The following is a 23,520-nucleotide window of genomic DNA, read 5'->3' as shown; positions in this document are numbered from 1 at the left end:
GCGGGGGTTGGTTCTGAACGGTTTATTTACTGACTTCGCGTTCAATTTCATCCGCCGATACATGGCGGACATCCTTCCCCTTAACCAGGTAGACAATATATTCCGACATGTTTTTGGCATGATCACCGATCCGTTCGACTGCCTTAGCGGCAAATAATATTTCGATCGCGGTAGAGATTTTGCGAGGATCTTCCATCATGAACGTAATCAAATGGCGGATGATCGAGCGAAATTCCTCATCCACCTGTTCATCCTGGCGCACGATTTCTGCGGAGGCGTTCGGATCCAGCCGGGCAAAAGCATCAAGCGCCTTGCGCAACATATCGATGGCAATGGCGGCAATATGTCGTATCTCAACAAAACGCGGCATGTGCATGCGATCTGCAGCGTAGATCAGCTTTGCCATACGGGCGATCTTGGTCGCTTCATCACCAATTCTTTCCAGATCAGTAATAGTATTGATCACAGTCATGATCATGCGCAAATCAATAGCGGTGGGCTGCCTGCGCACGATAACCTGGGAACAGAGCTCATCGATCTTTATTTCCATGGCATTGACGCGATGATCATTGTCAATGATCTGTTCAATCATGTGCTCGTTACCGTCAGTCAATGCCTCCACTGCGTTCTTGATCTGTTCCTCGACAAATCCGCCCATCTGTAATACCCGTGTGCGGATTTCTTCGAGATCAGCATCAAATTTTTTTGAGACATGTTCTTTATTAATCACGTTATTTACCATCTTTTTTCTCCTGCGCGTTCAAGAAACCCATCTTAAGTTCGACAGTTCCCTGGAATCTGTTCAAAGTCTCGATCAAGGGATGCAGTGCCAGGCAAAATTGAATGAGAAAGCGGAGCATACTTGAAGTATGTGAGCATTTTGAGTTCAATTTCAACGCCGTAATGCGCCTTTCAGCGAGATATTGAACAAGTTCCTAGATCGTAATGGTTTCCACGCCCTGATCAGTACCCATCAACAGTACATCAGCGCCTCGTCTGGCAAACAGGCCGTTGGTCACCACCCCTGTGATCTGGTTGAGCGTGCTTTCCAGCTCAACCGGATTCATGATATTTAGATTATGTATGTCGAGAATTACATTGCCATTGTCAGTGATGAAATCCTGACGCCAGGCTGGTTGTCCGCCCAGTAATGCAATTTCCCGGGCGACATAACTGCGTGCCATCGGAATCACTTCCACCGGGAGTGGAAATTTTCCCAATACCTTGACCAGCTTGCTTTGATCAACAATACAGATAAATTTCCGAGCGACGGCTGCAATGATTTTTTCACGTGTCAGTGCGCCGCCACCACCTTTGATCATGTGCATGTTCCGGGTAATTTCATCTGCGCCATCAATATATACCGGGAGGTCAGCAACAGAATTGAGGCTCAAAACCTCAATGCCATGTTGCTTCAGACGGGCTGCGGTTGCTTCGGAGCTTGCCACGGCCCCTTCAATCTTGTGTTTGATTTTAGCCAGTTCATCAATAAAAAGATTGGTGGTCGATCCTGTTCCGATACCGATGATTTCACCTACCTGCACATACTGCAGAGCTGCTTGTGCCACTGCCCGTTTTTGTTCGTCTTGTGTCATGATGATTTTAATAATTGGTTCTTGAAATAGTGCTCTTATTGAGAAGGACTCGGAACGCTCGCGCATCCTTCCCCTGTTTGACAGCAAGCGTATCATAACTTGGTGACAGTATAATTACCGATTCAGTGAGTTTTTCCGCATATTTTTTCTATTCCAGCCCCGGTTTTCAATGCGCGCGATCAAATTACTTCCCGATGGATTAATCAGTCAGATAGCAGCTGGAGAAGTCATCGAACGCCCGGCTTCAGTGCTGAAAGAATTGCTGGAAAATTCCATCGATGCCGGTGCGACTGAAATTACGGTCAATATCGCACAGGGTGGATTGAAACTGATCCGTGTGACCGATAACGGCAGCGGCATTCCCGCAGAAGAACTGCCGCTTGCACTCACACGTCACGCAACCAGCAAAATTGCCAGCCAGGAGGATTTGCACAGCATCACCAGCCTGGGATTCCGGGGGGAAGGGCTGGCCAGTATCGCGTCAGTTTCGTATTTGTCGCTCATCAGTCATCAACCCGCTGGCAAACATGCCTGGGAAATCCGCAGTGAGGGGACACGGTTAATGTCGCCGGAGCCTTCATCCCACATGGCGGGCACTACGGTTGAAGTCCGGGATCTGTTTTTCAACCTGCCTGCCCGCCGCAAATTTCTTAAAACAGAAGCTACAGAGTTTGCCCACTGCGAAGAAGTTTTTCGGCGGATGGCACTTTCCCACGCTGATATTACCTTTACGCTGCGGCACAATGGAAACCTGCGCAGCCACTGGCAGGCGGCAGAGGCTGCAGAGCGTATCGGAGCCGTACTTGGCGAAGAATTTGCCGGAGCGGCTACCTGGATGGACGAACAATCCGCCGGCATAGGTTTGCAGGGGATGCTGGCATTGCCCGCGTATTCACGCGCCACCCGCGACATGCAGTATTTTTTTGTCAATGGACGCTTCATCCGCGACAAGCTGATTACCCATGCCCTGCGCGAAGCCTATCGTGATGTGCTGCACCTTGATCGTCATGCCGCTTTCGTGCTGTATCTGGCGATTGATCCTGAACAGGTGGATGTCAACGTACATCCGACGAAAACCGAAGTCCGCTTTCGCGAAGCGCGGGCCATCCACCAATTTATTTACCACGGCGTCAGTAAGGCGCTGGCTCTACCCCGCTCGGGTGTAGCATCCTCCTCTCCTGTCGGGGCCGTGTGGCCAGGTGCGCAGGATGCATCTGTTGATCCAACACGCACCGGTTTTACACCGGCTGTGCCGACGTTGAACTACCCCAGGCAAGCACGGCTGCCATCAGAAAGGGTGGCGCAGCCTTTTAATTTTTATCAGGTTCTATCCGGCGGAAAATCCGGCGCCACTGCCATGCAGAATCAACTCCGACAAACCGGAGAAAGGGAAAGCGATGAAAATCCGGCCATGCCCCCGCTGGGCTTTGCGTTGGGGCAGCTTCGCGGCATCTATATCCTGGCGCAAAACCAAAAAGGATTGGTGATTGTAGACATGCACGCCGCGCACGAACGCATTGTCTACGAGCAGTTGAAGACACAACTGGATCAACAAGTATTATCCGCACAACGATTGCTGATACCGGTTACATTTCACGCAGATAGCCTCGACATCGCGACAGTCGAGGAAAATCAGGCGCTTTTGCAGCAACTGTGTTTTGAAGTGAGCACGCTGTCCGCTACCACGCTTGTTATACGCACAGTCCCCGCCACGCTGCAGCATGCTGATGCGGAAAAACTGGTACGTGCTCTGCTGGATGAAATCAGGAATGGCGATCCCGCTCAACTGCTTGCCGCCCGTCGTAATGAATTATTGGCCACCATGGCCTGCCACGGTGCCGTTCGCGCTAACCGGCAATTAACACTGATTGAAATGAATGAACTGCTGCGCAAAATGGAAGCAACCGAGCGCTCGGATCAATGCAATCACGGCCGACCTACCTGGTTTGAAATCAGCCTGGCTGAACTGGATAAAATGTTTATGCGCGGCAAATAGCTATGGGCCTATTACTTCTAAAAGCTTACTTATCTTGCTGCTTGAGAGCGCGATAAAAATTATCGTGCGGATGGACCAAAGGACAGCAGTTTCAGGCAATCCTCATCGAGAATACGATAAGCCAGCATGCATAACTGATTTGATAATCGGAACTTGTCGACTCGAATGCCTTGCAGATCTTTCAGGATGGTGAGTAATGGCACGCGCTGCCTCGTCCAACTTGGATTGCTGTGGGGAGTGTGGTTTTTTTAAAGCACGCTTGAAGGTGGGGGGTAGCAAGCCCACTTGTGGTTGACGTTGCCAGACAGCCATTTGCAATGCATCACAACAAGCCAGTCTTGCTTTCATTCTAGTGCTCATCCAGCCAACCACCGTCAGATCACACACCGTCTGGATAGTAATCGACAGCCAGAAATCCCCGAACAGCCAGCATACACGCCAACCACTTCAATATGAATGGGTCATCCAGGATCAGGATTCTGGTTATTGATCTATCAGCCACCATCGTTCCCACCGTAATAAACAGATAATTCCTCCTTTACTCGTTGATTAAGATCAACTTCAAACGCAGCAGAATACCTGAAACCTCATTTTTGAAATTTCAAAAGAGTTGATTGACTCCTGATCAGGATAGTGAGCCGCCGCGAAGCTGACCGAATGAGCAAGGCGTAATCAAAACAAAAGATGGCGATATTTCATTCATGAAGTTTTTTTAATTCAAAATCTTACTGAATAATGCGTTTTGTTATACACCTATTTTCAAAGAAGCATGCACCGCTTGCGGTGAATGCTAAACGTTATGTAGCAACAGGGGAGTCAGTCGCATGTCGTGGGTTCTGATTTTAGTCATTGTTGTAGTTGTGGTTGCCGTGCTCGTTGCGGTCGCGGGTAAGAAGGTTGGCACAGACTCAAAGGTCGGGTTTCCGTATGTTCCGGCAAAAGCCCTGTTTTCACCCGCCGAGCGTTCGTTCCTCGGCGTTCTCGATCAAGTCGTAGGTTCAGAGCATCGCATCTTTGGCAAGGTTCGCGTTGCCGATCTCGCCGCGGTCAAGCCTGGTTTGGGCGCAGCCGCGCGGCAAGGCGCGCTCAATCGTGTTGCCGCAAAGCACTTCGATTTCGTGGTGTGCCGCGCTTCCGATCTTTCGGTTATTTGCGCGGTCGAGCTCAACGACAGTTCACACTCCAGCAAGTACGCGCAAGCACGAGATGAATTACTCACCAACGTCTGCGAGGCAATCGGTCTGCCGCTTTTTCAAGTAACCGCAAAGCGCGCATACTCCGTGCAGGAGTTGCAAGCGCAGTTTGCTTCGGTCATCGGGGTGACTCCGGCCGTTGCAGCGATTGCCACATAACTGTTCGGTCAGTCGGACGCAAATCCCGCTGCACGGTCTTTGCGCCGGTTACCTCAAGCGTTAGCGCTCAAAAACAGGAGACGATCATGAAAATCATCGCAGAACTTCTCGGCGGATTTATTTTAGCGAGACTGTAAAATATCTTGGGTAAGTGCCCGAGCTTTCATACTCTGTGAAGGAATTTTCCATGACGACTGGCACAATGAACGAACTCGATCTGAACCAGTTGTTGATACAAAAATTACAGACTCTTGCATTTTACTTGCTGGTTAGGCGAGTTCCACGCGGATATTGCGGCCGATAATCTGTGCCGCCCGGGACAAGGTTTCCAACGTCACACCATCCCAAAAAATTCGTGCCGTTTTATGACTTGGAAGTGTGTTGCGTACTGGTTTAGCCCTATACGATAGTAATTTCGATTGGTTTGCCAGCACGTATCGCCAGAGTAATGAGCCTATCCAGGCTGAATTTTTCCCATTTGCCACGCGTCAGATCCGATACGCGATACTGGCTAATATTAAGTACTTTGGCAGCTTTTTCCTGAGTCCATTCATGTTCACGGATTGTTTTGCGTAGACTGCTCATCAATTCTGCCCGCAGGGTGTAGCGGGTCGATTCTTCCGGCTTGAACCCCAGGTCATTGAACACGTTTCCGCTAGAAGCGGTGATTTTTTCCATGGGTTATTCCTCCTTTAGGATTTGTTTGTAACGACGCTCTGCCAACGCTGGCAACATACTACAGCAACAGCATTGGAAAAGTGCTGAGCGCCGGGTTATCCGGTGGGTGGCTGGAGGGTTCGCCATCTGGTGCAGCAAGCCAGCTTGCCAGTAAAGTATCGGAAGGAGTATCAGGAGAAAACTCACCCTCATTACCAACCACCAGGGTTTGGGAATCAGCTGAATTGACCGTCCAATGGGGTCAAACTAAATCAAATCCAGGTTGGGGCAAAATCTCTCTTGATACCCGGCAAGGCTGGCTATATCTGGCAGGTCCCGATGGAGTGGATCCCGTCACGGGCACGTGGCGGGACGTGGCAAGCCAGTGTTTACTGCCGGTTATCCGTTACGCCTGGCCGTTGAACAATACGCCCTGAATCTTCCCCAGCGCACCCGCAATTCGGATGGCTTCTTCCGAAGGAATCTGGCGAATGACTTCCTGCGTTTGCATATCCACAATTCTGACCACGGTCTTGCCGGTATCTTCATCAATGGAAAATTTCAGGTTCTGCGTTAACGTCTGGGTGAATTGCTGAATCTGGTTGACGGCTGCTTCCACCTGCTCTGGTTGAATCACATCATGCTCAACCTTTTCGGCAGCAGGCGGTTCTTCACGAATCGAACGATCCATCGGTGGCACTGGCGCCGCCGTCTGTGTCTGCGTCTGTAACAAATCAGCTACCACACTGGTGATATGCATCTCCATGTTCCCTCTCCTTTTCTTAATTCATTCACTCTACCAACCCCTCTGGATTGCCACGGCCCCAAAGGGCCTTGCAATGACAAAGTATGCTGTCTTTGCCAAGCTCTTTGCCAAGCACTTGACGGAAAAAAACCGCCATTGCGGGCACTGGTACGAAGCCATCCACCCCGTCTTTGCGAGGAAGCATAGCTGACGAAGCAATCCAGCAACCATCGTCACCATTAACAGCAATTTGGTAACTACCTGCATACTGGATCACCGCGTCACGTTGCTCCTCGTGATGACGAGAGAAATGCTGTCATTGCGAGGAGGCCGCAGGCTGACGTGGCAACCCAGGAAATCCAGTACAACCACCACCACAACGAAGAGAATTGGCAATTTTGCGCATTCTGCCAGCGTTGCTGCTGGATCATCACAGCCTTATCAGGCTTCGCGATGACGGAGTGTGCCGTCTTTGCGAGTTGCGTAAGCAACGTGGCAATCCAGAAACGTTACGGAACAATCCGGCCCTTCCATTCCCATAACCACTGCTCACACGATTTCCTCATACAAATCTCGCCAATCCGGGTTTTGCGCTTCAATCAAGGCCAGTTTTCTGGCGCGGCTACCAGCCTTAATCTGCTTCTCCCGCAAAATAGCGCTTTCCATCGACCCATGCTGCTCGTACCAGACCAGCAACTTGCACTGGTGTTTCTTGGTAAACCCTTCCACCACGCTTTCCCTGTGCTGCCAGGCGCGTTGTACAAGATCAGAAGTTACCCCCGTGTACAACGTACCGTTACGCTTGTTAGCCATGATATAAACACATGGATCCTTCATCTTCACCTATTGCTGACAAAAAATACCATCCTGGCGTTGCTGCTGGATCGCCGCAGCCTTGTCAGGCTTCGCGATGACGGAGTGTGCCGTCTTTGCGAGCACTTCAATGCGAAGCAATCCAGCAACAATCTACGTTACTGGATTGCTTCATGCCTGTGGCATTAGCGATGACGGGCGTGGCGCTTATCTCAACAGGGACAATACGTTATTGGGTAACGAATTGGCTTGAGCGAGCATGGCCACCCCAGCTTGCTGCATAATCTGTGCACGAGTCAGTGCAGCGGTTTCAGCAGCGAAATCAGTATCCTGAATCCGGCTGCGGGAAGCAGCCAGATTTTCGCTGGTGGTATTGAGGTTGGCGACCACTGAGCCGAAACGATTCTGGATCGCACCCAGATCAGCACGGGCATCGTTGACTGATTTCAGTGCGGCGTCCATCGACAGCATGGCCTTGTTGGCACCATCCACGGTGGAGATATCGAGATCCTTGAAGCCGACGTTGTCGACGCCGTTAGCACTAATGTTGTAAGTGCTAGCGGTCAGGCCGGTTCTAGTAGCGTTAGCGCTGCCCGACATCGCGACGATGATATCTGAGCCGTCGCTATTGCTCAAAGTGACCACACCAGTAGCACTAGCGGATGCGGTAACGCCGGTCTTGGATGATTCCGCGTTGATAGCAGCTGCTACTGCAGTACCTTGGCCGATAGCTGCACCAGCCGCTGTGATGGCACCGATACCAACGCCATTAATCTTCAGATCGCCGGCTGCAATATTATCAGTTGTGGCTGTGAAAGCGGTTGCTACGACACCAGTCACCGCTACTGACTGGTAGGTACCCAGTTGGTCGATATTAGCGTTGGCAATCGACGCGATCGAAATAATTTGTCCCTGGTTGGCGCCTACCTGGAAAGCCTGGTTATTAAAGCTACCATCCAGCAGCTTGGTGCCGTTAAAGCTGGTTTGGGTGGCAACGCGCTCAATCTCAGCTTTTAGTTGTGCTACTTCCTTCTGCAACGCAGCACGATCATCGGCAGAGTTGGTCGCGTTGGCTGATTGCACCGACAGTTCGCGGATGCGCTGCAGATTACTGCCAATTTCACCGAGTGCGCCTTCGGCAGTCTGTGCCAATGAAATACCATCGTTGGCGTTGCGAGCAGCCTGGTTGAGACCACGGATTTGTGAAGTCATGCGTTCGGAAATCGCGAGTCCAGCGGCATCATCCTTGGCGCTGTTAATGCGCAAACCACTGGATAAACGCTGCAGAGAGGTGCCAAGTGCGTTTTGTGACGAATTGAGGTTGCGCTGTGAATTGAGTGAGGCAATATTGGTGTTAATAACTTGTGCCATTTTTGTTTCTCCTTCCGAGAAGTACTTTTTAAAGTATCGTGGCGCTCTTTAATAGCGAGCCCACCATCGTTTTCCGGCCCTGATCTGCATCTGTGTGCAGAGTATTCAACCGCCGTTGAGAGCAGTAACGGACCGCGTAAGGAAAGGTTTAGAGGAATAAATAGAAAAACAGCTTTTCTTTTTTAACCAGTGAAGACTGGAACTCAAGGAGAAATCAGCAGTTGTTTGGGCAATTGGTTAAAAACCGTCATTGCGAACGCGCAGCGTGAAGCCATCCAGCAGCAATGGTAACAAAGGGGCACTTACACAATAGATTTTACAGTCTCCGGTTACTTAGACGTTTAACGGAAAGGCCATTGTGAAAACAACAAATGCCCAACCACTTATTTATTTTGCTGCTGTAAAACTGCCCGGCCTCATCGTAACGGCATTTTCCCCGCCCTCATCACCCCAGCACTTTAGACATAACTGCGAATGGAGCAGGGCAGAGGTAGGTAGCGATGACCCAGCGCCTTGATCATAATAATCCAGACTACCTCTACTGGATTATTCCCCGCCGCACCACGCTCACACGTACTCGCTTTATCTACTGCACAGCCTGAATAAGACAATTGATTTCAACCAAGACCGCCCATTCCAATGCCCCAGATTTTGTAGATTGACCTAAATATAAAAAATGAAAAGCCGTTTGATGAGAGATACAAGGTTTGATTGGTTTAGAAAACCTTGTTGGGGGGAGGTTTTTTGTTTGTGGTTATGCTACTAAAAGAAGTACAGTGAATGATCGAGATCAAGAAATGGGATGATATTTCTGGGTTTCAGTTTGATAACATCCTTTTTGGAAATGGTTTCAGCAGGACATACTGGAAATCATTCGAGTATCACTCGCTACTTGAACGGTATAGTGATCAACCGGTTGGACGGTATCTTTGTACAAAAGACATTTTCAAAAAATTGAGTACAGAGAATTTCGAAGAAGTATTACGGGCAGTGTATCACGCATACATTGTGTCAATTGACAATCAGGATGCAATTAAAACTCTCTATCTAGACATACGAAGATCATTAATTTTATCTGTCAAAGCTGTCCATCCTAAGCCAAGTGACATTCCAAACAATAAAATTGGTGAATGTCTATCTACTTATAAAAGCGTATTTACTACGAACTATGATCTTTTGCCTTATTGGGCTGCTCTGAGCTGGGCATCAAACAGATTCGTAGACTATTTCTGGGATAATAGAATATTCAATTTGACAAATACAGAGGTATTTTCAGACAAGATCCCGATTCATTATCTTCATGGCGCCCTACACTTGCAATCTAACAATATCTCAGACGCTCGGAAGGTAAGTATAAAGATCGAATTAGATGTTGAAGAAATAATTAATCCTGGATTTATTGATAGCTACCCACTCTTTATTACGGAAGGTTGTTCTGCTTTGAAAATCAATAGGATTCGTGGAAATAGTTATCTTAGCTTCTGCTATGAGAAACTATGCCTGTCTGAGGGAGGGTTGGTGGTATATGGACACGATCTTAATCCTGAGTATGATGGACATATAGTTGAAGCAATACGTCAAAGTAAAAATAAGAAGATTGCTATAGGAGTATTTTCTCTCCTATCCCCCGCAAGAAAGGAGACGTTTGCAGCTAGAATATCTGAGCAGCTTGATGGTTCAGAGAAAGAAGTGCTTTTCTTTGAGACAGAAGCTCATCCTCTATCGAGATGCAATACATATAGCAATTCGGTCAAAACATGGTCAGGTCTAGAATCAATAAAATAGTCTAAACATACCGGCAACAAGAGTAGTGAGGGCACTGGATTGCTTCGTCGGTCATACCTCCTCGCAAGGACGATTTTCTGCTTGGCAAAGAAATACAGCTACATCGTTCCACCCGAAACCCACAGTAACAATAACTCACCAAACACCACCTCTTTTCAACACTTAAACAGCAGTGCTAGTGTTTTATTCTTGAGCATATCTGGTTAGGCAGTTTTTAAATTACCTCATTGCCAGTGTTCAATAGGATACGTAATGAGAATCAAAATTTGTATAAATTGTTGGGAGATTTGTAGTGGCTAAGGTTCCTGTAGAAGTTGTCACAATAGGGGAAACAGCATTTGAATCTATTCCGGCCGCGTTACAGTTGGCTAATGCTGAGCAATCGGAATTTACTTTCGCTCTGGCTCCACCCTCAATTAGTGAATCTTTACAGATACATACCTATAATCGAGTGGAAACTACTGATTTCCTTAATCATGTAGAAAATGCCCGATCGAAGTCACGTGGTTTTCATCCATTCATTATCGCGGTGACAGATGCTGCACTGGATGGTAAGAGATTCTCAAATCTTTTTGGTGCTCATCGAGCAGAAAAAGGACTCGCAATTATGACCACTGCGCAGGTCCCTAATGACATTATTCCGGCAAATCGAATGGTTGCCTATTTTATCTATTATTTTGCACGGTACTCACTCAGCTTTCTTTCTCCAGAGCATAAAAACCATGATGAACCCAAAGATTGTATCTTTGACCGGAAAATCTTCAAGAAGGATATAGTGCACAGCATGCAAGGGCGTGGATTTTGTGACGGATGTAGGCGCCTCCTTGTCAATGGACCAGGCACGTTCTCCGCTGCTCAATTTGATGCGATAGTAAAGTTGTTGGCTTTGTCTGAGCGGATCCTTCGAGAGGGTCATGAACAAGATGGTCGCCCCAGGATTTTCATTGGATCATCCTCAGAAGGATTAAGTATTGCAAATAAGTTACAGGAATTGCTGTCTTCGGAGTACTCCGTTGTAGTCTGGAATCAGGGTACTGTGTTTGGCCTCGGCAGCACGACACTTGAGGCACTCGAAGCCGCTGTATTTGAGTATCACTTTGCAATATTCATCTTCACGCCAGATGATGAACTACAAACCCGAGGTGAAGTAAAACCTGTTGCCCGAGATAATGTACTATTTGAGCTTGGGATGTTTGTAGGAAAACTTGGAAGAAAAAAAGCATTTGTGATCCACCCAGATAATGGAGCCATTTCATTTCCAAGTGATCTTAATGGCGTTACTACGGCCCCTTACGAGCCGGCTGAGAAGAATTTGGCCGCTGCACTTGGCCCAGTTGCCAATCGAATTCGAACAGCAATCCTCCAGGAATAAGAGATAACGTCTAATCTATTGGATCAAGCTACATAAAACTGGGCCAGGTTTTAAATAAAGAAAACAAGCCACCAAATGTTATTGATTCCAGTTTTCCTGGTTTTTAAGTCATCAGCAATGCAGTGATTCAAAAACCACAGTAATAATAATACACAAAATTACTGATTCCCCTTGTTGTAACAGTTAAGCTGGGTTGCTTCCCACCTACGGTGGTAATCCCCCCACAAAATAATCGGATTTAAAAGTAGAATTTTCTCCAATCAAATTAGAGGAAGTTTTACATGAAGAGATCCCGCTTTACCGACAGTCAGATCATCGCCGTTCTTAAACAAGCCGAGGTTGGCACGCCAGTCCCAGAACTCTGCCGAGAACACGGCATCAGCTCTGCCACCTTTTACAAATGGCGCGCCAAGTTTGGCGGCATGGATGCATCGCTCATGGCTCGCATGAAAGAGCTGGAAGACGAGAACCGGCGCTTGAAGAAGATGTACGCCGAAGAGAAGCTCAAGGCTGAAATCATCGCCGAGGCCATGCAAAAAAAGTGGTAGCGCCATCTCAACGCAAAGAGATGGCGCAATGGGCAGTGCAACAAAAATCGGCCAATGTGCGCGTGGTCTGCGAAGCGTTTAGCATCAGCCAGACTTGCTACCGTTACCAGGCTAGGCTGTCATCCGAGAACAGTGAAATCGCGGACTGGTTGATACGTTTGACGAACAACCAACGCAACTGGGGCTTTGGCTTGTGTTTCCTTTATCTGCGCAATGTGAAGGGCTACGGCTGGAATCACAAGCGCGTCTACCGTATTTATCGCGAGCTGGAGCTCAATTTGCGCATCAAACCCAAAAAGCGTTTAGCAAGAGAAAAACCGGAGCCCCTCACGGTGCCTGAGGCAGTCAACGCTGTCTGGTCAATGGATTTCATGCATGATCAGCTATCCGACGGCCGTTCGATCCGGCTGTTCAATGTGATCGATGACTTCAATCGCGAAGGATTGTGTATTGATGTCGACTTCTCGCTGCCGGCAGAACGCGTGATTCGGTCGCTAGACCAAGTGATTGAATGGCGCGGTGCACCCAAGGTGATTCGGTGTGATAACGGCCCCGAGTACATCAGCGCCACCACCATGGCATGGGCGAACAGGCGTGGCATCAAGCTTGAATTTATCCAACCGGGCAGCCCGCAACAGAACGCTTATGTCGAGCGTTATAACCGCACAGTGCGCTACGATTGGCTGGCGCACTACATGTTTGATTCGATCGATGAAGTCCAGGATTTCGCCACACAGTGGCTGTGGACTTATAATCACAAACGGCCAAACACTGCCATCGGAGGCATCACCCCGAAACAGAAATTGGTCTTGGCCGCTTAGCTCTACTTTTAACCCCGGTTAAAAACGGGGGGATTACCCGGTGATCGCAATGACGCTGTCGCTTTCGCGAGGAATATCATGACGTACATCTTCCTAAATTGGACAGGAACCGAAGATGTAATAGAAACTTGCAATATTTATTATATCGACGGGATTGAAAAAATCGTAACAAAGTGGCGCGCACTTGGTTACATTACATAAAAAGATTTAGAGAACTGGGGCTAGTTCTTGAGTCAAGAAGACAAGCAGCCAGATGTTATTGATTCCAGTTTTCTGATTCTGGATCGTCAAAAACACGCAAACGTTGTATCATTTTTATGAGTCCAACTATATTTCGAGAAGGTGGCTTCCGGTTTTATTTCTTTTCCAGAGAGGAGCCCAGAATACATGTCCATGTTCATGGACAAAACGGGGAAGCAAAATTCTGGCTGGAGCCAAAGGTTAAACTTGCTCAAAATTATGGGCTATCTCCAAAAGAGCTAAGCGAAGCTTTATCCTTGATTAAGGAATATGAATATGACATCCATACAGCCTGGCGCAGACACTTCCGCAGTTGAGGTGACCAATGTTTCAAAGCACGGTTTCTGGTTGCTGATATTTGATCAGGAAATATTCGTGCCATTTAAAGAGTTTCCCTGGTTTAGGGAAGCCTCGATCGGAAAATTACTAAATGTTGAGCTTCCTTCACCACACCATCTTTATTGGCCTGATCTGGATATAGATCTGGCTGTTGAATCTCTCTTGCATCCGGAACAATTTCCATTAATAGATCGTACTGGTTTAATTTCGCATGCTTCCACTGAATAGTGCATCTGGTTACCCTGTCATCAGGTTTAGGACATTTTCAGTGCGGATCGTGGTATCAATCTGATTCAGAAACCACAGTTACTTCCTGCCACGTTACGCTCGCAGTTGCAAGGACAGCTTTTTGCGATTTTCCCTGAATCGTCGAGTTTATTACATGCGTAAAGGTCCAAGAGTTATCGTGCTGCTGACTGGTAGTGATAAATCTACCCGGGATGCAGATATTGTGCGTTCCGTCACGATTGCGAAAGAGTGGAAGGAGTGATTTATGGCTGAAAATTTTTCCCGCTGGGATGTGGTGGAGCTGCTCAAAACAGATGAGGATATAAAATTATATTTTGAAGCCTGTGCGGAAGAAGATCCAGGGATGGTAGTCTCATTTGTGCTGCATTAGGTGATATTGCACGTGCCCGTGGAATGACCTGGCTTGCTCATGAAACTGGCCTGACTCGTGAGGGACTTTATAAGGTTTTATCTCCTGACGGCAATCCGGAATTCTCTACGGTGATTAAGGTTATCAAGGCGCTTGACTTGAAATTTCATATTAAGTGAATTAACCTGCCTGATGCGCCAATTTGCGCATCCTCTAACACCTGCATAGAAAACCAGGGCCAGATCTTGAATGAAGAAAACAAGCCATCAAATATTATTGATTCCGGTTTTCCTGGTTTTTAAGTCATCAGCAGTGCAGTGATTCAAAGCCACGGTAATAATAATACACAAAATTACTGATTCCCCTTGTTGTAACAGTTAAGCTGGATTGCTTCGTCGGCTATGCCTCCTCGCAAGGACGGCTTTCTACTTGGCAAGAAATACAGCCACATCGTCCCACCCGAAACCAACAACAATAAACCCACCAAACATCACCTCTTTTCAGTACTTAAAACACACCAGGGATTATTGACTTTTGTCACGTGACGAAATCCAATTATTCGGATAATTAAAGCCTTCGCAGACCGCATTACTCGTAGCTCTATGTAACGGGCAAAGTGATATGGTCTAATAGACCCGGACACTCCAGTTAAGAGAAAATAGTCTTAATTGGAGGATGAAATGGAGCCTAGGAAACACTATACAAAGGAATTCAAGCTGGATGCAATCAGCTTGGTACTGGATCAGGGATTAACGATAGCAGAAGCTGCCAGAAGCCTGGAAATCAGGGCTAACATGCTTGGGCGATGGATCAGGGAGAGCCAGGCGGATACTAATGGTCAGGCATTCCGCGGTAATGGGAAACTGACACCGGAGCAGGAAGAAATCCGGCGGCTTAAACTAGAAAACAAGCAATTAAAGCTTGAGCGGCAAATACTAAAGGAGGCGGCGGTCTTTTTCGCGAAAGAAACGAAGTGAAGTATTCGTTCATCACCCAAAAGAAAAAGACCTACCCGGTCGGCCTGATGTGCCGGCTATTGGGTGTCAGTCGCAGTGCTTACTATGACTATGAACAACGCCGCTGCAATTGCCCGGATGATCTACACCACAGGCAACTACTTAATGCTGTGCAGAATATTGCAAAATCATGCGATTACACCTATGGCAGTCGCAGGATGAAACGAGCGCTAAATGCCTTGGACTATCGGGTTAGTCGCTGGAAGGCGAGAAGACTAATGCAAGAAGCCGGGATACAAGTGAAACACCGGAAGAAGTACAAGGTGACGACGGACAGCAATCACCCGTTGCCAGTGTTTGAGAACCAATTGAATCGGCAATTTACGGTTGCCAGACCGGATCAAGTCTATGTTTGCGACATTACCTGCATTTGGACTCAGGAAGGCTGGCTGTATCTGGCGGTTGTCATCGATTTGTTCTCCCGAAAGGTGGTGGGCTGGAGTATGAGCTCACGGATGAAAACAACACTGGTTTGTGATGCATTACGAATGGCGATCTGGCTACGCCGGCCACCGCCTGGCCTGATCGTGCATTCGGATCGTGGGTCGCAGTATGCTAGCAAAGCATACCGCAATCTACTGAAAGCATACGGTTTTATTGGCAGTATGAGTCGTCTGGGAAATTGTTGGGATAATGCGGTTGCGGAAAGTTTCTTTGGCAGCCTCAAGCAGGAACGCTGCCAATGGCGGCATTACCAAACCCGCCATGCAGCACAGCAGGATATTTTGCAGTATATCGCCGTGTTTTATAATAACCAAAGACTGCATTCATACCTGGATTACAAAAGTCCGAATCAATATGAAGCAGAAGCAGCAAAATCGATAAAAGCAGCTTAACTGAGGTGTCCGATTTTACTTGACCACGTTAAAGTGAAGCGATTACCCCCGATATCGTGAAACGCACAAGCCGGAAGCGAGAGTATGTGGACTTGGCGACTTGCCTCGAAGATTTGCGAGTTCCACCGAGCAATCGCCTCCATGTACTTGGTGGTGATCGGAAAGGGCAATATTCAATCTCAATAAATGATCAGTGGCGTATTTGCTTCCGATTCGTGGAAGGTGATGCTTACGATGTTGAAGTTTGCGACTATCACTGAAAGGAAGAAACTATGAGTGTTCCAAATTCAATCAAGATGAAGCGCAGACCGACTCATCCGGGTGAAATGCTGCGTGAGGATTTTCTTCCGGACTACAATTTGTCGGTTTCGGCTTTGGCAAAAGAGCTTGGGGTGTCACGCCAATCTGTGAATGAACTCCTGCGTGAACGGCGTGCTGTTAGTCCTGAGATGGCACTTCGGTTAGCGCGATTTTTTGGTAATTCGGCAGAATTTTGGATTAACGCACAAGGCGAGGTAGATCTGTGGGATGCTGCGCGGACGATAGAGAACGAAATTGCGAAAATTCAGCCATTGGCACATGCTTGATGATTAAAGTCGTGTTGTGATCATGGCCCCTGCTATCAAGTTTATTACATACGCAGAGGTCCGATAGTGGAGATCGGGGCCAGGTCGCGAATCAAGAAAATAAATATAACAAGCATTATTGATCCCGGATCTGACTTTGAAGGCCTGAAAGACAGCTATTTTGTCATTGCGGTATGCCAAAAGTGCGAAGCAATCTACCTCGAAACTCAGCCTTTCCACATTTGTGGTAAGATGATGATGGTGAGTATTTTGGCAAGCGTGGAGGTCATCATGAATACTTCAACATCTATTCGTATCGATCAGACGTTGTATGAACAGGCACGCAGCGAGGCCCTGGTTGAGCACCGTACCATCGCCGGTCAGATCGAGTACTGGGCCAGGGTGGGGCGTGCTGCACTGGATAATCCTGATCTGCCGGTGAGTTTTATCGCTGAATCGCTGGCTTCGATGGCTGAGCCTCGCAGCGAGGCTACAGATTTTGTACCCCGGTCGGCCGCTGATGAGCTACGGGGTTAAGCAAACCCGAAGATTCGCCCGCGCCTATAAGAAATTACACGGTAATGTCGCACGGGACGTTGATGCCGCGATTGAGGTCGTGGCAGCCAGGCCGGCAATAGGCGAGCGTAAAAAAGGGGATCTGGCGGAGCTCCTGGTCTATAAATTCCACAGCCAAAATCAGTTGTATCTGCTCGGTTACAGTATTGATGAGGCTGTGTATCTGGTGTATCTCGAAGCAGTCGGGCCGCACGAAAATTTCTATCGCGATCTTAAGCATTCGTAAGGAAAGCGCATGGTCGGGGCCGGGTTGCGGCTTGGCAATGCCGCATAATCGAACGAGTGTGTAGCAAGAGCTATTGATTCTGGATCTGAACCTGATCATTGCAAACCATACGTTTGCTTCGCGATCACGACATAACCTTAATCGTTATGTTTCGGTTGGTAAAACAAGCAGTCGCTCGCTGCGCCAAATACGGATCACTTTTATGGCGCCTTTTTCCCTAAGATAAACCACCCTGAAAGGAGCAAAGATAATTTCTCGGATATGGGAGAGTTGGAACTCAGGCACTATTCTGCCCATGTCCGGGTGGCTGGTTAAAATCTGAATATGCTCGATTATTTCCCGGGCAAATTTGGAACCAATATCAGGAACACCTTCTTCAATGTAATAACTGATAATGTTTTCCAGGTCATTAAAGGCAGCATTGGAAATGCTGACTTTCATTCGATACCTAAGCGCTTTTTCGCCTCAGACAATGACATGGTATTGCCCTCTTTGATGTCCATAAGACCTTGGGCAATAGCTTTGACAAAAGCCAGCTCTTCCTGGCTCTTTTCATATTCATCAAGGTCTTGCACTACGGCCACCCCTCGGCCACGACTAGTTAAAAGAATGGGTCTGTGAGTTTCTTTAACTTGGCTTACAACGCGACCCGGATTGACTTTTAAATCCGAAAGGGGAATTACATCTTCAGAGAACTTGATTGTCATGACTGCCTCCAGAATTTTGACCAGTTTATAGCACCTGTTAATAGCACCTGTCAAGAAGCATAAAGTTGGATTTCAGTGAAGTGGTCAGGGTCAGGTCGAGAATGCACATGATTGAGGCCAGGTCCAGAATCAGGAAAATAAGTATGACGAGCGTTATTGATTCGGGACCTGACCCTTTGATTCTTTGATTCACAGTAGCCGATCACGCCCGTTTCTTCAAGCCATGGCTGCGACGAATCGCGCCAGACATCCATCAGGATCAAGAAGCGGCGATGGTAACGAAGACACTGGATTGCTTCGTCAGCTGCGCTTCCTCGCAAGGACGGGGAATTTACTTCACTTATGCCATTGCTATCGTTCTCGCGAGATCACAGGCTATAAAATTAACGGTAACTCATGAAATATATCCTATTTTCAGAGCTTAAACGGCAGCATTACACCTTATTCTCTCTTGTATCTGGTCAGGTGGTTTTTAAGCTGATCAATTGTCGTGTCGGATGAATATTTAATTGGAATACGTGATGAGAATTAACCTTATACGACATTGCATGCGGGGTTATTGGGCAGAATGTCGTTATATTGCGTTAGCTGTACCCAGAATTCAAACCAAGGAATATATAAGCGATCTCATAAAAAAGGAAGAGCCAGTATTACCGTCGCTTCCGACGACTATTCTTCCAGCAATAGCAGAGCTGACAGCTTCGCTTGGAATTCCACGAGAAGTGCTGGCGAGCGCCGAAGAAATCGAGTACGCATGGAGAGATTTGCCAAGAGAGCTACGAGAAATACCACCTGAATTAAGAGGTGAGCTCATGGCTCGTATATGTGTAGCCGTCAGCACTGGCTTATTTGATGGCGCCATGAATTATGCGTGGAATGCCGCAGTACTTCAGTTGAGGCAAAAGATACGCAATTTTGGATTGCCTGTTGTGGCTAGAACAGCTCAAAACAGATGAAGACCTAAAATTGTATTTTGAGGCCTGCACGGAAGAAGATCCGGGTGACGGCAGTCTCATTCGTGCTGCATTAGGTGATATTACCCGTGCCCGCAGAATGACCTGGCTTGCTCGTGAAACCGGCCTGACTCGTGAAGGGCTTTATAAGGCTTTGTCTCCTGACGGAAATCCGGAATTCTCTACAGTAATTAAGGTTATCAAAGCGCTTAACCTGAAATTTCATATTGAGCCTGTTCACGTAAATTAATCTACCTGGTGCGCCGATTTGCGTATCTTCAATGGCCCTGGATTGCTGCGAGTGGCTACACCATTTCGCAAGCGCCCTATCCCCTCAAAATACATCTGTTCCAAACGAATGTACGAGTACAGGATAGAACGAGAAACCAAGTTGGTATAAGCTAAGTTAGTTGAACTAAGTTTAATTAGAAGAGCACGATGCGGATATACAATATTCACGACGCTAAAACTCAATTATCCCGGTTGGGGGAACAAGCTGCCAAGGCTGGCAAACCGATGGCCAAGGTTGTTGCGCTCCGGGCCATCGGAGCCTTCTCAGATTAAGCGGTTTGATTTTATGGCTGGGCAAATCCATGTACCGGATGATTTTGATCGGATGGATGAAACGGAAATCGCAAGGCTATTTGAAGAGGGCGCATGAAGCTTTTGCTGGATACTCATCTGTTGCTGTGGGTAGCAAATGGCTTTGACTATCTGCCACCGATCGCCCAGCTGCGAGACTGTAAAATCTATTGTGTAAGTGTCTGAGTCTTTATTCCCTGTGAAGGAATTTTCCATGGCTACTGCCTTTGTTACACATCCGATTTATCTGAAGCATGATATGAAACATGGCCATCCAGAATGTCCGGAACGATTACTGGCCATTCAGGAACAGCTTGTTGCCACCGATACGCTGCCACGTTTACAGCAATATGAAGCGCCACGTGCAACCGATGATCAGTTGATGCGAGCTCATACGGAAAGCTATGTGCATGAGATCAAATCAGCTGCACCACAGCAAGGCCTGGTTTGTCTTGATAATGACACTGCGATGAATCCTTTTACGCTGGAAGCGGCTTATTATGCAGCCGGTGCGGTTGTTCTGGCGACGGATCTGGTCATCGACAAGCAGGTGAAAAATGCATTCTGTGCCGTTCGTCCACCTGGACATCATGCAACGCGCAATCAGGCAATGGGATTTTGTTTTTTTAACAATGTGGCGATTGGAGCAGCACATGCTTTGGCGCATCATGGTCTGCAACGTGTAGCAATTGTGGATTTTGATGTGCATCACGGCAATGGTACTGAAGATATTTTTCAGGATGAGCCGCGTGTCTTGTTTTGCTCCACTTTTCAGCACCCATTTTATCCGTATTGCGGCACTGATAGCGGGGGTGATCACATTATTAATGTACCGCTTGCTGCACATACGAATGGACAAGCGTTCCGTGTAGCGGTAACGCATTATTGGCTGCCGGCACTGGAAGCATTCAAACCGGAAATTATCTTTATTTCGGCTGGGTTTGATGCCCACCGGGAAGATACGCTGGCGCAATTAAATCTGGTTGAAGCAGATTATGTTTGGATTACCAGGCAAATAATGGCTATTGCTGAAAAACATGCACAAAACCGAATTGTTTCAGTGCTGGAAGGCGGATATGCGTTGGGCGCATTGGGAAGAAGTGTGACTGCACATATCAGAACGTTAGCAGAATAATAGGCCAGTAATAGGGGGTAGGGGGCAGACCACGGGTTTTGCTAAGCTTGCCGTTTTTCGGGAAGTCTGTGTACCCTTCAAAGAATTTCCCTGGTTCAAGGAAGCCTCAATCGGGAAGCTGCTGAATGTTGAACCTCCTTCACCATACCGCCTTTATCGGCCTGATCTGGACGGACATTTAAGGCAATTGTTCGTTGTATCTATCTTGCTGAATTTATTGGCTTTACGGAGCTCTGGTAGAAGAGGGTTAACCGCGCAAATACTCCTGCACTCGACTGCTCTCTGATTTAAAACAGCCAGTCTTCCATTTGATCCGTAAAACCAGGGTCCTGGAAAGAATAATCTGTTTCCGGCGGAAGCTGTTCCTGGAAGAAGTATTCATTGAGCGTCCCGAATGGATCCCTCAAGCCTGTTTCTGAATTAATCTTGGCCGTAACAATACCTTTTGGAGGAGATATTTTTGTGACAGGTATTGATTTAAGTGCGCTGGCCATATAGTTGATCCAGATAGGTAAGGCTGCCTGCCCTCCGGTTTCTCTGTTTCCCATGGATTTGGGATCATCAAAGCCCAGCCAGGTAACCGCCACCAGATCTTTCTGGTAACCGCAGAACCAGGCATCGAAGGCGTTGCTGGTAGTTCCTGTTTTCCCGGCAATATCGTTGCGGCCAAGTGCTCTTGCCCGGGCGGCAGTTCCTCTCTGGACGACATCCTGCATCATGTTTGTCATCAGGAATGCATTGCGTGGATCTATAACTTGTTTGGCGTTCTGGCTTGCAGTGGTGTGGTGTGTCTGCTCAATAATTTTTCCGTGCTCATCCTCAATTCGTTCAATGAAGTAGGGAGGAATATGGTATCCCCCGTTGGCGAAAGTAGCGTAGCCAACGGCCAATTGCATCGGCGTGACCGATCCGGCGCCAAGCGCCATGGGAAGAACTGCTGGATGATGTTTTTTATCGAAGCCGAAGCGTGTAATGTAGTCCTGTGCGTAGGATAGCCCAATCGCCTGAAGAATACGGATGGATGCGAGGTTTTTCGAATGAGTTAATGCTGTGCGCATTCTGATCGGGCCGCTGAACTTGCCGTCATAATTCCTGGGTTCCCAAGCCTTGCCACCAGTCTGATCAGGTCCCAGATACAGTGGGGCGTCATTAATAATGGTGGCCGGAGTAAAGCCTTTTTCAAGTGCTGCGGAATAAATGAACGGTTTGAAACTTGATCCGGGTTGACGCCAGGCCTGGGTGGCATGATTGAATTTGTTGAGGTTATAGTCAAACCCGCCTACTAATGCGCGAATCGCGCCATTGTTTGGATCTATTGCGATCAGAGCGGCCTCTATTTCAGGTAATTGAGTAATTTGCCAGCTGTTTTTTTCTGTCTTTTTTACTCGAATCAGAGCACCGGGGCGTATTCGCTTTTCGGTAACCTTTGGATCTTTGCCAAGGTACCTGCTGGCTATTTTCAGGCTGTCTCCCGTAATCCGGATTGTTTCCCCATTCTTGAGGGAGGCCTCAACAGCACCAGGTGTTACGGACAGGACAACAGCCGCCAGGATATCATCACTGTTGCTGATATTTTGCATGATATCCTGCAGCGCTTCATGATCCTTGGGATCTTTTGGCAGTTTCAGAAATGCTTCCGGACCGCGGTAACCATGTCTGGTGTCATATTCTATTACTCCTTTGCGCAGCGCACGGTAGGCTGCTTCCTGATCAGATTTTCTCAGCGTGGTATAAACTCTGATTCCACGGGTATAGGCTTCTTCACGATAGCGATTGTAAACAACCTGACGCACCATCTCTGCGACGTAATCAGCCGGCATGGCAAATACTTTTACCTGGCGATGAATTGCAATAGAAGTTTTCTTTGCTAGCGCGAGTTGGTCGGCTGAAATATAGTTGAGCTCATACATCCGCCGCAACACATATTGTTGTCGTATTTTTGCGCGCTCCAGGTTGGCAATCGGATTGTAGCGTGAAGGTGCTTTAGGGAGCCCGGCCAGCATGGCCGCTTCAGCCAAATTAATATCAGACAGCTTTTTACCAAAATAAGATTGTGCTGCAGTAGCAAAGCCATAGCTGCGTTGCCCGAGGTAAATCTGGTTGATGTACAACTCAAGAATGCGATCTTTTCCCAGGCTGTGTTCAATTTTAAAAGCCAGTAATGCCTCGCTGAATTTTCTGGTAAATGTTTTTTCCTTGGTCAGAAAGAAGTTGCGTGCCACTTGCATGGTAATGGTGCTTGCGCCCTGGAGGGTGCTGCCCGCCGTGAAGTTTGAATAAATGGCGCGCAAAACACCTATGTAATCTACCCCGTAATGCTGGTAAAAACGGTCGTCTTCAGCTGCCAGCACAGCTTGTTTAAGAGATTCTGGTACCTCATTTATTTTTACAAAATCCCTGCGCTCTTCACCAAACTCCCCAATCAGCAAACCATCAGCGCTGTAAATCCGCAAGGGTATTTTCGGACGATAATCAGTCAGCATATCGAGACTGGGTAAAGAAGGTAGCGTAACCAGGGCGGCAAATATCACGAGCAACGTCGCAAGTAAACCAGCAGCCAGAATAGTTAGGAGGAAACGGAAAAGCCAGCGGAATAACATTAAAAGGCAGAGTGTTGTGTGGGTAAAAAAATGATCCAGCGCAAGATTATAAAGGGTATATCAACTGTTATTGCATGAATTGATTTTTTCA

Annotated in this window: 30 protein-coding genes; 18 read left to right on the top strand and 12 right to left on the bottom strand. The window is 47.6% G+C overall.

Annotation, left to right across the window (positions count from 1 at the left end; all coding sequences use genetic code 11):
• Positions 1 to 22 precede the first annotated feature (22 nt).
• Both phoU and rpiA read right to left on the bottom strand, forming a co-directional pair.
• Positions 23 to 742 carry a phosphate signaling complex protein PhoU gene (phoU, locus tag ACZ5EJ_RS08540; protein WP_011634867.1) on the bottom strand — a complete coding sequence of 240 codons (720 nt, stop codon included), beginning with the start codon at positions 740 to 742 and terminating at the stop codon, positions 23 to 25.
• A gap of 193 nt (positions 743 to 935) precedes the next feature.
• Positions 936 to 1,595, bottom strand: coding sequence for a ribose-5-phosphate isomerase RpiA (rpiA, locus tag ACZ5EJ_RS08535; protein ID WP_464556921.1), 660 nt, complete (start codon positions 1,593 to 1,595; stop codon positions 936 to 938).
• A gap of 169 nt (positions 1,596 to 1,764) precedes the next feature.
• On the opposite strand from rpiA, the gene mutL reads away from it, so the two are divergent.
• Entirely contained in the window at positions 1,765 to 3,591 is a 1,827-nt protein-coding gene (mutL, locus tag ACZ5EJ_RS08530; RefSeq protein WP_464556920.1) for a DNA mismatch repair endonuclease MutL, read from the top strand.
• A 59-nt stretch (positions 3,592 to 3,650) separates the two neighbouring features.
• Here the strand turns inward: mutL and ACZ5EJ_RS08525 are convergent, their stop codons facing one another.
• The gene (locus ACZ5EJ_RS08525) at positions 3,651 to 3,719 is read right to left on the bottom strand and encodes a hypothetical protein (RefSeq protein WP_464557732.1); all 69 of its coding nucleotides are present in this window, start codon (positions 3,717 to 3,719) and stop codon (positions 3,651 to 3,653) included.
• A complete protein-coding gene (locus tag ACZ5EJ_RS08520) occupies positions 3,694 to 3,939 on the bottom strand; it encodes a type II toxin-antitoxin system RelE/ParE family toxin (protein WP_464557746.1) in 246 nt (81 codons plus the stop codon). The genes ACZ5EJ_RS08525 and ACZ5EJ_RS08520 overlap by 26 nt, the downstream gene beginning before the upstream one ends.
• A gap of 476 nt (positions 3,940 to 4,415) precedes the next feature.
• Between ACZ5EJ_RS08520 and ACZ5EJ_RS08515 the strand changes: the two genes are divergently transcribed.
• The gene (locus tag ACZ5EJ_RS08515; protein WP_464556919.1) at positions 4,416 to 4,943 is read left to right on the top strand and encodes a DUF2726 domain-containing protein; all 528 of its coding nucleotides are present in this window, start codon (positions 4,416 to 4,418) and stop codon (positions 4,941 to 4,943) included.
• A 399-nt stretch (positions 4,944 to 5,342) separates the two neighbouring features.
• On the opposite strand, the gene ACZ5EJ_RS08510 is transcribed toward ACZ5EJ_RS08515, so the two are convergent.
• From ACZ5EJ_RS08510 to ACZ5EJ_RS08490, 5 genes are all read right to left on the bottom strand, one after another.
• On the bottom strand, positions 5,343 to 5,621 hold the full coding sequence (locus ACZ5EJ_RS08510) for a helix-turn-helix domain-containing protein (RefSeq protein ID WP_464556918.1): 279 nt from the start codon (positions 5,619 to 5,621) through the stop codon (positions 5,343 to 5,345).
• Positions 5,622 to 5,679: 58 nt separating this feature from the next.
• On the bottom strand, positions 5,680 to 5,823 hold the full coding sequence (locus tag ACZ5EJ_RS08505) for a hypothetical protein (protein ID WP_176752607.1): 144 nt from the start codon (positions 5,821 to 5,823) through the stop codon (positions 5,680 to 5,682).
• Between the two features lie 183 nt (positions 5,824 to 6,006).
• A complete protein-coding gene (locus ACZ5EJ_RS08500; RefSeq protein ID WP_464556916.1) occupies positions 6,007 to 6,366 on the bottom strand; it encodes a flagellar protein FlaG in 360 nt (119 codons plus the stop codon).
• 528 nt (positions 6,367 to 6,894) lie between these two features.
• Positions 6,895 to 7,182: a GIY-YIG nuclease family protein gene (locus ACZ5EJ_RS08495; protein WP_464556915.1), complete on the bottom strand. Its 288-nt coding sequence runs from the start codon at positions 7,180 to 7,182 to the stop codon at positions 6,895 to 6,897.
• Positions 7,183 to 7,365: 183 nt separating this feature from the next.
• The gene (locus tag ACZ5EJ_RS08490; RefSeq protein WP_464556914.1) at positions 7,366 to 8,529 is read right to left on the bottom strand and encodes a flagellin; all 1,164 of its coding nucleotides are present in this window, start codon (positions 8,527 to 8,529) and stop codon (positions 7,366 to 7,368) included.
• A gap of 780 nt (positions 8,530 to 9,309) precedes the next feature.
• Between ACZ5EJ_RS08490 and ACZ5EJ_RS08485 the strand changes: the two genes are divergently transcribed.
• From ACZ5EJ_RS08485 to ACZ5EJ_RS08425, 13 genes are all read left to right on the top strand, one after another.
• Positions 9,310 to 10,314, top strand: coding sequence for a DUF4917 family protein (locus ACZ5EJ_RS08485; protein WP_464556912.1), 1,005 nt, complete (start codon positions 9,310 to 9,312; stop codon positions 10,312 to 10,314).
• A gap of 364 nt (positions 10,315 to 10,678) precedes the next feature.
• Positions 10,679 to 11,686 (top strand): TIR domain-containing protein, encoded by a 1,008-nt coding sequence (locus ACZ5EJ_RS08480; RefSeq protein ID WP_464556911.1) that lies wholly within the window; start codon positions 10,679 to 10,681, stop codon positions 11,684 to 11,686.
• 281 nt (positions 11,687 to 11,967) lie between these two features.
• A protein-coding gene (locus ACZ5EJ_RS08475) for an IS3 family transposase (protein ID WP_464556910.1) occupies positions 11,968 to 13,055 on the top strand; the annotation gives its coding sequence in 2 pieces (ribosomal slippage) (positions 11,968 to 12,220 and positions 12,220 to 13,055; 1,089 coding nt in all).
• A gap of 317 nt (positions 13,056 to 13,372) precedes the next feature.
• Positions 13,373 to 13,612 carry a DUF4160 domain-containing protein gene (locus ACZ5EJ_RS08470; RefSeq protein ID WP_464556908.1) on the top strand — a complete coding sequence of 80 codons (240 nt, stop codon included), beginning with the start codon at positions 13,373 to 13,375 and terminating at the stop codon, positions 13,610 to 13,612.
• Positions 13,572 to 13,862, top strand: a complete 291-nt coding sequence (locus ACZ5EJ_RS08465) for a DUF2442 domain-containing protein (protein ID WP_464556907.1) — start codon at positions 13,572 to 13,574, stop codon at positions 13,860 to 13,862. The genes ACZ5EJ_RS08470 and ACZ5EJ_RS08465 overlap by 41 nt, the downstream gene beginning before the upstream one ends.
• A gap of 154 nt (positions 13,863 to 14,016) precedes the next feature.
• Complete coding sequence (locus tag ACZ5EJ_RS08460) at positions 14,017 to 14,124, top strand: type II toxin-antitoxin system RelE/ParE family toxin (RefSeq protein ID WP_160803640.1); 108 nt, start codon at positions 14,017 to 14,019, stop codon at positions 14,122 to 14,124.
• A 3-nt stretch (positions 14,125 to 14,127) separates the two neighbouring features.
• Entirely contained in the window at positions 14,128 to 14,253 is a 126-nt protein-coding gene (locus tag ACZ5EJ_RS08455; protein WP_275689313.1) for a helix-turn-helix domain-containing protein, read from the top strand.
• 23 nt (positions 14,254 to 14,276) lie between these two features.
• Positions 14,277 to 14,411, top strand: coding sequence for an addiction module antidote protein (locus tag ACZ5EJ_RS08450; protein ID WP_464556906.1), 135 nt, complete (start codon positions 14,277 to 14,279; stop codon positions 14,409 to 14,411).
• Between the two features lie 501 nt (positions 14,412 to 14,912).
• Positions 14,913 to 16,084 (top strand): IS3-like element ISNieu3 family transposase gene (locus tag ACZ5EJ_RS08445; protein ID WP_464556878.1). Its coding sequence is split into 2 segments (ribosomal slippage): positions 14,913 to 15,192 and positions 15,192 to 16,084, totalling 1,173 coding nucleotides; the frame shifts between segments, so codons are not numbered across the junction.
• A gap of 56 nt (positions 16,085 to 16,140) precedes the next feature.
• Positions 16,141 to 16,344, top strand: a complete 204-nt coding sequence (locus ACZ5EJ_RS08440) for a type II toxin-antitoxin system RelE/ParE family toxin (protein WP_464556905.1) — start codon at positions 16,141 to 16,143, stop codon at positions 16,342 to 16,344.
• A 12-nt stretch (positions 16,345 to 16,356) separates the two neighbouring features.
• Positions 16,357 to 16,671 carry a HigA family addiction module antitoxin gene (locus ACZ5EJ_RS08435; RefSeq protein WP_074456442.1) on the top strand — a complete coding sequence of 105 codons (315 nt, stop codon included), beginning with the start codon at positions 16,357 to 16,359 and terminating at the stop codon, positions 16,669 to 16,671.
• Between the two features lie 270 nt (positions 16,672 to 16,941).
• Positions 16,942 to 17,187: a ParD-like family protein gene (locus ACZ5EJ_RS08430; RefSeq protein WP_011634855.1), complete on the top strand. Its 246-nt coding sequence runs from the start codon at positions 16,942 to 16,944 to the stop codon at positions 17,185 to 17,187.
• Positions 17,171 to 17,452 carry a type II toxin-antitoxin system RelE/ParE family toxin gene (locus ACZ5EJ_RS08425; protein ID WP_011634854.1) on the top strand — a complete coding sequence of 94 codons (282 nt, stop codon included), beginning with the start codon at positions 17,171 to 17,173 and terminating at the stop codon, positions 17,450 to 17,452. The genes ACZ5EJ_RS08430 and ACZ5EJ_RS08425 overlap by 17 nt, the downstream gene beginning before the upstream one ends.
• A 144-nt stretch (positions 17,453 to 17,596) precedes the next feature.
• Here ACZ5EJ_RS08425 and ACZ5EJ_RS08420 read toward each other — a convergent pair whose 3' ends face one another.
• Together ACZ5EJ_RS08420 and ACZ5EJ_RS08415 are read right to left on the bottom strand one after the other, a co-directional pair.
• Positions 17,597 to 17,893, bottom strand: a complete 297-nt coding sequence (locus ACZ5EJ_RS08420) for a type II toxin-antitoxin system RelE/ParE family toxin (RefSeq protein WP_074456443.1) — start codon at positions 17,891 to 17,893, stop codon at positions 17,597 to 17,599.
• A complete protein-coding gene (locus tag ACZ5EJ_RS08415) occupies positions 17,890 to 18,159 on the bottom strand; it encodes a type II toxin-antitoxin system Phd/YefM family antitoxin (RefSeq protein WP_074456444.1) in 270 nt (89 codons plus the stop codon). Before ACZ5EJ_RS08415 ends, ACZ5EJ_RS08420 begins: the two co-directional genes overlap by 4 nt.
• Before the next feature lie 509 nt (positions 18,160 to 18,668).
• Here ACZ5EJ_RS08415 and ACZ5EJ_RS08410 point away from each other — a divergent pair.
• The 3 genes from ACZ5EJ_RS08410 (at position 18,669) to ACZ5EJ_RS08400 (ending at position 20,829) form a co-directional block, all read left to right on the top strand.
• On the top strand, positions 18,669 to 19,115 hold the full coding sequence (locus tag ACZ5EJ_RS08410; protein ID WP_464556903.1) for a hypothetical protein: 447 nt from the start codon (positions 18,669 to 18,671) through the stop codon (positions 19,113 to 19,115).
• Between the two features lie 10 nt (positions 19,116 to 19,125).
• A complete protein-coding gene (locus ACZ5EJ_RS08405) occupies positions 19,126 to 19,362 on the top strand; it encodes an addiction module antidote protein (protein WP_242500167.1) in 237 nt (78 codons plus the stop codon).
• A 546-nt stretch (positions 19,363 to 19,908) separates the two neighbouring features.
• Positions 19,909 to 20,829, top strand: coding sequence for a histone deacetylase family protein (locus tag ACZ5EJ_RS08400; protein ID WP_074456445.1), 921 nt, complete (start codon positions 19,909 to 19,911; stop codon positions 20,827 to 20,829).
• Between the two features lie 287 nt (positions 20,830 to 21,116).
• On the opposite strand, the gene ACZ5EJ_RS08395 is transcribed toward ACZ5EJ_RS08400, so the two are convergent.
• Positions 21,117 to 23,429, bottom strand: a complete 2,313-nt coding sequence (locus ACZ5EJ_RS08395; protein WP_074456446.1) for a penicillin-binding protein 1A — start codon at positions 23,427 to 23,429, stop codon at positions 21,117 to 21,119.
• Positions 23,430 to 23,520: the final 91 nt, after the last annotated feature.

Source organism: Nitrosomonas sp. TNE100, assembly GCF_055387135.1.
Note: the sequence above shows the minus strand (reverse complement) of the source record. Positions and strands in the feature narration are given on the sequence as shown.

Bases quoted from the DNA above. Each gene is read 5' to 3' on its own strand.
- phoU (WP_011634867.1), bottom strand. From the start codon at position 742: ATGGTAAATAACGTGATTAATAAAGAACATGTCTCAAAAAAATTTGAT.
- rpiA (WP_464556921.1), bottom strand. From the start codon at position 1,595: ATGACACAAGACGAACAAAAACGGGCAGTGGCACAAGCAGCTCTGCAG.
- mutL (WP_464556920.1), top strand. From the start codon at position 1,765: ATGCGCGCGATCAAATTACTTCCCGATGGATTAATCAGTCAGATAGCA.
- ACZ5EJ_RS08520 (WP_464557746.1), bottom strand. From the start codon at position 3,939: ATGAAAGCAAGACTGGCTTGTTGTGATGCATTGCAAATGGCTGTCTGG.
- ACZ5EJ_RS08515 (WP_464556919.1), top strand. From the start codon at position 4,416: ATGTCGTGGGTTCTGATTTTAGTCATTGTTGTAGTTGTGGTTGCCGTG.
- ACZ5EJ_RS08510 (WP_464556918.1), bottom strand. From the start codon at position 5,621: ATGGAAAAAATCACCGCTTCTAGCGGAAACGTGTTCAATGACCTGGGG.
- ACZ5EJ_RS08500 (WP_464556916.1), bottom strand. From the start codon at position 6,366: ATGGAGATGCATATCACCAGTGTGGTAGCTGATTTGTTACAGACGCAG.
- ACZ5EJ_RS08495 (WP_464556915.1), bottom strand. From the start codon at position 7,182: ATGAAGGATCCATGTGTTTATATCATGGCTAACAAGCGTAACGGTACG.
- ACZ5EJ_RS08490 (WP_464556914.1), bottom strand. From the start codon at position 8,529: ATGGCACAAGTTATTAACACCAATATTGCCTCACTCAATTCACAGCGC.
- ACZ5EJ_RS08485 (WP_464556912.1), top strand. From the start codon at position 9,310: ATGATCGAGATCAAGAAATGGGATGATATTTCTGGGTTTCAGTTTGAT.
- ACZ5EJ_RS08470 (WP_464556908.1), top strand. From the start codon at position 13,373: ATGAGTCCAACTATATTTCGAGAAGGTGGCTTCCGGTTTTATTTCTTT.
- ACZ5EJ_RS08465 (WP_464556907.1), top strand. From the start codon at position 13,572: ATGACATCCATACAGCCTGGCGCAGACACTTCCGCAGTTGAGGTGACC.
- ACZ5EJ_RS08460 (WP_160803640.1), top strand. From the start codon at position 14,017: ATGCGTAAAGGTCCAAGAGTTATCGTGCTGCTGACTGGTAGTGATAAA.
- ACZ5EJ_RS08455 (WP_275689313.1), top strand. From the start codon at position 14,128: ATGGCTGAAAATTTTTCCCGCTGGGATGTGGTGGAGCTGCTCAAAACA.
- ACZ5EJ_RS08450 (WP_464556906.1), top strand. From the start codon at position 14,277: ATGACCTGGCTTGCTCATGAAACTGGCCTGACTCGTGAGGGACTTTAT.
- ACZ5EJ_RS08435 (WP_074456442.1), top strand. From the start codon at position 16,357: ATGAGTGTTCCAAATTCAATCAAGATGAAGCGCAGACCGACTCATCCG.
- ACZ5EJ_RS08430 (WP_011634855.1), top strand. From the start codon at position 16,942: ATGAATACTTCAACATCTATTCGTATCGATCAGACGTTGTATGAACAG.
- ACZ5EJ_RS08425 (WP_011634854.1), top strand. From the start codon at position 17,171: ATGAGCTACGGGGTTAAGCAAACCCGAAGATTCGCCCGCGCCTATAAG.
- ACZ5EJ_RS08420 (WP_074456443.1), bottom strand. From the start codon at position 17,893: ATGAAAGTCAGCATTTCCAATGCTGCCTTTAATGACCTGGAAAACATT.
- ACZ5EJ_RS08415 (WP_074456444.1), bottom strand. From the start codon at position 18,159: ATGACAATCAAGTTCTCTGAAGATGTAATTCCCCTTTCGGATTTAAAA.
- ACZ5EJ_RS08400 (WP_074456445.1), top strand. From the start codon at position 19,909: ATGGCTACTGCCTTTGTTACACATCCGATTTATCTGAAGCATGATATG.
- ACZ5EJ_RS08395 (WP_074456446.1), bottom strand. From the start codon at position 23,429: ATGTTATTCCGCTGGCTTTTCCGTTTCCTCCTAACTATTCTGGCTGCT.